This is a genomic window from Pseudocitrobacter sp. 2023LY-00077 (assembly GCF_055796175.1).
Window position 1 is genome coordinate 1 of sequence record NZ_JBSPEI010000036.1, and the last position, 5381, is coordinate 5381.

The 5381-nt window shown below is 53.7% G+C and carries 4 protein-coding genes; all 4 read left to right on the forward strand.

Features of this window, described 5'->3' with window-relative positions:
* Window positions 1-31 precede the first annotated feature (31 nt).
* Genes ACWWFX_RS24585 through ACWWFX_RS24600 form a run of 4 tightly spaced genes read left to right on the forward strand, consistent with a single transcriptional unit; the run spans window position 32 to window position 5332 of the window.
* The gene (locus ACWWFX_RS24585) at window positions 32-3523 is read left to right on the forward strand and encodes a phage tail tape measure protein (protein WP_473225016.1); all 3492 of its coding nucleotides are present in this window, start codon (window positions 32-34) and stop codon (window positions 3521-3523) included.
* A gap of 2 nt (window positions 3524-3525) precedes the next feature.
* Complete coding sequence (locus tag ACWWFX_RS24590) at window positions 3526-3864, forward strand: phage tail protein (protein ID WP_022648882.1); 339 nt, start codon at window positions 3526-3528, stop codon at window positions 3862-3864.
* Window positions 3861-4619 (forward strand): phage minor tail protein L, encoded by a 759-nt coding sequence (locus tag ACWWFX_RS24595; protein ID WP_016240208.1) that lies wholly within the window; start codon window positions 3861-3863, stop codon window positions 4617-4619. Before ACWWFX_RS24590 ends, ACWWFX_RS24595 begins: the two co-directional genes overlap by 4 nt.
* A gap of 2 nt (window positions 4620-4621) precedes the next feature.
* On the forward strand, window positions 4622-5332 hold the full coding sequence (locus tag ACWWFX_RS24600) for a C40 family peptidase (RefSeq protein WP_023296258.1): 711 nt from the start codon (window positions 4622-4624) through the stop codon (window positions 5330-5332).
* Window positions 5333-5381 lie beyond the last annotated feature (49 nt).

Here is a 5381-nt window from a genome sequence, read left to right on the forward strand (position 1 = left end):
CGGCGGGTTTTTTTTCGCCTGGAGAAATGTGATGGCAACATTACGTGAATTGATTATTAAAATTTCCGCTAACTCGCAATCATTCCAGACGGAAATTTCCCGCGCCTCACGAATGGGGCAGGATTATTACCGCACTATGCAGAATGGTGGTCGGCAGGCCGCTGCTGCTGCCAGAGAGAGCGAAAGGGCGCTCTCTGATTTGACTGCCGGATTTGCATCTGCTGGAAGGGCTGCCGCCGCAGCTACGGCAGCTTTTGCAACGGGTAAAATTGTGCAGATTGCTGATGAGTGGAACTCCGTAAACGCTCGCCTTAAACAGGCATCATCTTCTGCTGATGATTTTGCCGCTTCACAGCGTCAGTTAATGGAAATCAGCCAAAGAACCGGCACGGCATTTTCAGATAACGCAAACCTTTTTTCCCGCGCAGCAGCCTCAATGCGCGAGTACGGTTATAGCTCTGACGAAGTTCTGAAAATTACAGAAGCTGTCTCTACCGGCCTCAAACTTTCTGGGGCTAACACCCAGGAAGCGAGTTCTGTTATCACTCAATTCAGCCAGGCGCTCGCACAAGGCGTTCTTCGTGGTGAAGAATTTAATGCCGTTAACGAAGCCGGTGATCGGGTAATCCGCGCTCTGGCTGCGGGAATGGGTGTAGCCCGTAAAGACCTCAAGAGCATGGCTGACCAGGGACAGCTTACGATCGATAAGGTTGTCCCAGCTTTAATGAGCCAGTTAGGAGCATTGCAGGGCGAATTTGCCAGCATGCCACAAACGGTTTCTGGATCCCTTCAAAAAGTAACTAACTCATTCATGGCCTGGGTGGGCGGTGTAAACCAGGCAACCGGTGCTACTGATGCGTTGTCTGGCGGATTGGATAATGTTGCCCAGACGCTTGATTCTTTTACTTCATCAGCAGTGAGCGGCGCGCTTAGTGACGTTGCTGACAATATGTCAACAATTACAACAGTCGCTGGGGCGCTTGTTGGCGTGGGACTGGCACGCTACCTAAGCGGAGTTGTAACCAGTGCCACGAGTGCAACAGGTGCGCTAATTTCAGCTGCGAAATCAGAGGTTGCCCTTGCAGTCGCGCAGGATAAAGCGGCGCAGTCTGCTGTTGCGGCTTCCAGGGCTGAAGTTTATCGGGCTCAGCAAGCAGTACAGAGTTCAAGAAGTGCAGATGTTCAGGCGGCTCAGCAAGAAAAGGTCGCGGCGGCTGAAGCAAAAGTCACTGCGGCCCATACCAGACTGACTACCGCTCTTGCCAGTGGTACAGCTACGGAAAAGGTGCGAGCCAGAACAGCACTTGAACGCGCGCAGGCAGGGCTGGTAGCAGCTAAAAATGCCGACGCTCAGGCTGTCGCTGAAAGGCGTCTGGCTGCCGCTCAGGCTGCTTTAAACCGTAACATCTCAAATCGTGTTTCGACTCAAAGCAATCTCAATAGCGTAACATCTGTCGGCACTCGCCTGATGAGTGGTGCGCTTGGCCTGATTGGCGGCGTGCCGGGTCTGGTGATGCTGGGAGCAGGAGCCTGGTATGCGATGTATCAGAATCAGGAGCAGGCTCGGCGTTCGGCGCAGGAATACGCCACCACGATTGATGAAGTCAGTAAAAAGTCGAAGGCAATGTCTTTACCTGAAGCTTCAGACAATGCTGAGAAAACGCGCGCAGCATTGAATGAGCAGAACAGGCTGATAGATGAACAAAAGAGCAAGATAGAAAATCTGAAAGAGCAGATAGCTGGTTATCAGTCAGTGATCAGTAATCCCGGTCCAACGACCAGCGGTGGTTTCATGATTAACCACCTGACATCTTTGGATACCGTGACCCGTGGACTGGCTACAGCCACTGAACAGTTATCTGTTGAGCAGGAAAGGCTTGCCCAGATGCAGGAGAAATCTGCCTCTATCCAACAGGTTCTTGAAGGTCTTGAGCATCGGCGTGTGACGCTAATTCGGGAGGAGGCAGCGAATCAGAACCGGGCTTATCAATCACTTCTGTTGATGAATGGGCAGCACGATGAACTTAATCGATTACTCGGACTGGGTAACCAACTCCTTATGGCGCGTCAGGGGCTGGCTAACGTCCCGCTCAGACTTCCGCAGGCCGATCTCGACAAAAAGCAAACCGATGCCCTCGAAAGGAGCCGCCGGGATCTGGAGTTGTCACGCCGGAAGGGTGAAGCAAAAGAGCGCCTGCGACTAAGTTATGCAGCCGATGACCTGGGATTAACCAGTGATCCGCAATTCCAGACAGGCCGTCAGGAGTTGATTAATAACGGTCTTGCTGAATGGCGGAATAATGAGGCCAACAAACCTAAGGCGAAGGGCGGTAAAACCGAAGGCGAGAAAACCGAGGATGTGTATAAGCGCCTTATCAAGCAGCAAAAAGAGCAGATTGCCCTGCAAGGCCAGAATACTGAACTGGCGAAGGTTAAATACCAGGTCAGCCAGGGCGAACTTGCTTCTCTGACAGAAGCCCAGAAAAAGACGGTATTGCAGAATGCTACGCTGATTGACCAGGTTAAATTGCGTGAGCAACTGCGAAATTACGAAGCCAACCTTGCCGACAGTAACGCCAGCGCCCGCGCAGCCAATGAAGCGCAACTGCTGGGATACGGGCAGGGAACCAGGTTCCGTGAAAGACTTCAGGAGCAGTTCAATCTGCGTAAGGAGTTCGAGCAGAAGAATACCGATCTTCTCCGCCAGCGTCAGGCTGGTGAAATCGACGAGACGTTCTATCAGCAGGGGCTGGCACTTAATAAGCGCTACCTCGAAGAGCGCCTGCGCGACCAGGAGGGATATTACGCAGCTTCTGATGCGCAGCGTGACGACTGGATGACGGGACTGTCTGAGGGTTATGCGAACTGGGTGGACGAAGCTACTGATTATTCTTCCATGGCCGCTGACGGCATGAAGCAGGCTATGGGTGGCGCGGTCACCACGATCACCGACATGCTCAATGGCAACGTTGACAGCTGGAAGGACTGGGGCGTGAGCGTACTGAAAATTATCCAGAACGTTCTGGTGAACATGGCTGTTGCTAATGGCGTCAGCTCAATTGGATCACTGTTCAGTTTTGGCGCCTCGTCAGCCGCAACCGCCAGCAGCGGTACCGCTATTCAGAATGCCGGCGCGAACTTTACCTTTAATGCGAAGGGTAATGTTTACGACTCTCCGTCCCTGAGCGCTTACAGCAATGGCGTTTTTCAGACGCCTCAGCTGTTTGCTTTTGCCAAAGGCGCAGGGGTTTTTGCCGAGGCTGGTCCGGAAGCCATTATGCCGCTTACGCGCGCCGCTGATGGTTCGCTGGGCGTTCGGGCAGTTGGTACTCCGCAGGTCTCCGGCGGTGTGCCTTCAGTTAACTTCGGCGATATCAATATTCAGGGTGGATCACCACAGGCAGCAAGTCAGGGAACCGCCGGCGCCGCTGGCAGACAACTGAAAGATGCCATCACTGGCGTCATTAACGAACAGGCCAGCATGCCGGGCTCGCCTCTGTGGCGATTAATCAAGGGAGTTTAACCATGGCAGTCGAAACCTTCAGCTGGTGCCCAAAGGTTGCCTCTCAGGTTGATACAAGTTTTCGTACCCGAAAGGCGCAGTTTGGCGATGGCTATACACAGGTGGCCGGGGACGGCATCAACCCGGTAACACCTCAGTGGAGCGTGAGCTTTACCGGCGACGAGGCTTACATTCAGGCCATTAAAAACTTTCTGAACAGACATACAGGGTGGAAGTCATTTATCTGGAAGCCGCCGCTTGAGCCTTCAGGTTTATGGCGCGCGGAATCCTTCCAGATATCTACCCACGGCAACAAAAAATACACCCTCAGCAGCACATTCATACAGGCATACCATCCATGAGTATTTCATCTGATGTCCAGAAACTGGAGCCGGGTAAGCGCGTCCGCCTGATCGAGGTGGACGGCTCAGCGTTCGGTGCGGGTATTCTTCGCTTTCACAACGAGACAATCCCGCATACCGAGGCGGAAATCATCGCCGCAGGCGGCGACGAGTCAAAACTTGAGCCGAAGTCGGTGTGGTGGCAGGGGCAGGAGTATGGCGCGTGGCCGTATGAACTGACCGGCATATCTGTCAGCAGTGACGGCCAGAGTTCACGGCCGTCACTCACTGTTGCAAACATCAGCGGTACGATTGGCGCGCTGTGCCGCAGGTTTCAGGGGATGGCTAAAGCAAAGGTGATCATCCATGACACCTTCGCTCACTATCTGGACGCAAGAAATTTTCCTGGCGGGAACCCGACTGCGAATCCCAACGAGGAGCGCAAACAGGTTTATTACATCGACCGTAAATCAGGGTCAGACGATGAAACCGTAGAGTTTGAGCTTTCAAGTCCAGCCGATTTGCGAGGGCAACTCATTCCGACCCGGCAAATTCAGCCAATGTGCACGTGGTGCATGCGGGGCTGGTACAAAACCGGGAACGGCTGCACCTACGCCGGGCAAAACGGCTGGTTCGATAAAGACGGCAATCGGGTGGACGATCCTTCACAGGATGTTTGCTCCGGATTGCTGTCAACGGGCTGTAAACCTCGCTTCGGAGAAAATGAACAGCTGGATTATGGCGGGTTCCCCGGCGCTTCACTTCTGAGAGGATAATCATGCGCGACAAAACAGTTAGCGCCATTCTGGCGCATGCCGCCGCATCCTTCCCCGAGGAGTGCTGTGGCGTGGTTATTCAGAAGGGGCGGGTGGAGAAATACATCCCCTGCAAAAATAATGCTGAGTCGCCGACTGAGCAATTTGAACTTAATCCTGAGGATTATGCGGCCGCCGAAGAGCAGGGCACTGTGGTGGCGATCGTCCACAGCCATCCCGGCGACGGGGCAACAACTCAGCCGAGCGAGCTCGACATGCTGATGTGTGATGCCACGGAACTGCCCTGGATTATTGCATCGTGGCCGGAGGGCGACATTCGCACCGTCATGCCTCGCGGAGACCGCCCCCTCACAGGGCGCCAGTTTGTACTCGGGTATGCAGACTGCTGGTCTCTCATCATGGACTATTTCCGCATCGAGCACGGCATTGAACTGCCCAACTACAGCGTAGATCGCCACTGGTGGGAGCAGGGTGAAAACCTCTATATGGATAACTGGCAGGAATGCGGTTTCCGTGAGTACGACGGTCCCGCTCAGCCAGGTGACATGGTTATCATGCAGGTTCAGTCCACCGTCCCGAACCATGCCGGGATTTTGCTTGATGGCAACATGCTACTGCATCACATGTATGGCCAGCTAAGCCAGCGTATTCCCTACGGTGGCTATTACCGTGACCGTACCATCAAAATTCTGCGTTATAAGGATTTGATGTAATGGAAAGAAAAACCGTTATCAAACTCAGCGGCTCAATGGCTCAGCGATT

Excerpts from the sequence above, each read along its gene's own strand:
- ACWWFX_RS24585 (WP_473225016.1), top strand. The coding sequence starts at position 32 with ATGGCAACATTACGTGAATTGATTATTAAAATTTCCGCTAACTCGCAA.
- ACWWFX_RS24590 (WP_022648882.1), top strand. The coding sequence starts at position 3,526 with ATGGCAGTCGAAACCTTCAGCTGGTGCCCAAAGGTTGCCTCTCAGGTT.
- ACWWFX_RS24595 (WP_016240208.1), top strand. The coding sequence starts at position 3,861 with ATGAGTATTTCATCTGATGTCCAGAAACTGGAGCCGGGTAAGCGCGTC.
- ACWWFX_RS24600 (WP_023296258.1), top strand. The coding sequence starts at position 4,622 with ATGCGCGACAAAACAGTTAGCGCCATTCTGGCGCATGCCGCCGCATCC.